Below are 1000 nucleotides of genomic sequence, written 5' to 3' on the forward strand. Positions count from 1 at the left end.
CGATCCCGAGACGGCGAAGTTTCCCGCCTGTCTTCGGGATCATGCGCTCCCGGACCGGAAGCGGGCGGAAACTACGGTCCTTCAACTGCGACCGCAGCTCGTCGAGAAATTCCCCGACACCCTGTCCGGCCTCTACGGAACGGGCCGTGCGCCCGTCCACTCCGGCCGTGCGGGCACCCTTGTTACCCCGCACCCGGTCCCAGGCCACTAGAAGGAAGCCGGGATCAGCAACGAGGTTGTAGAGGTCGTCGAACCTGCGATGAGAATCATCACGAGCCCAACGGTGCAGCTTGGTCTGGATATTCAGTACCCGGCGCTCCGCCATATATAAGGCGTGCTCCAGTTCGTCGGTATTCACCGGCGAAAACCTCCCGGCATTCCAGCAACCTCAACTGCCGACTTGCTGGTCCCCTTCGCCCTGCGGCCGTCTCTCACGGCCTCCACGGCGGGTCGTCACGCCCGCGACTACTACGGGACCTCCGCCCCATCCCACGGTCCTCAGCCGGCAACGGACCTGCCCACCGCCGGACCGGCTGCCCGGCGGAAGGGCGACCGCGGATGGTTCCCACGTTCACCATGTGATCGATCGGTCAGGGAGGCGCCCAGCTCTACTCCGGCAGCATCGCCACGTCTACGCCGCAGACCTTCAACGTGGCCTCCCCACCGTCAGAGCTACACGGCTTCGGAGTTGAAACACCACCCGTCCGGACGGAGTCCCACGCACTGCACACCGGCCCATATCCACCAGATTTGACCCGGCTTCGCTGTTACGGAGCTTCAACCACTGGTTCGCTCTCGCTACACCTTCTGACCTCGCTGAACGGACCCGCGCCGTCTGGTAGTTCCGGCACGTCTCGTCTTCGTCGGGGCCGCTTGCCACCCTCACCGGCGTTCCCCGGATCGGACTGCCCCCAAGCTTCGATCAGGCCGCTGCGACGGCCCAATGGATGCGGTCTTTCACCGCCTCTCGATCAACATCGCGCCTCGTGGCGCACAGCTC

1 pseudogene is annotated in these 1000 nt (G+C 65.1%); it reads right to left on the reverse strand.

Going from position 1 to position 1000, the window contains the following annotated elements:
* Positions 1–358: pseudogene (locus ACFYX0_RS48040) on the reverse strand (group II intron reverse transcriptase/maturase); the annotation flags it as partial.
* Positions 359–1000: the final 642 nt, after the last annotated feature.

This window comes from Streptomyces sp. NPDC002573, from assembly GCF_042889625.1.
Taxonomy (GTDB): Bacteria; Actinomycetota; Actinomycetes; order Streptomycetales; family Streptomycetaceae; genus Streptomyces; species Streptomyces gibsoniae.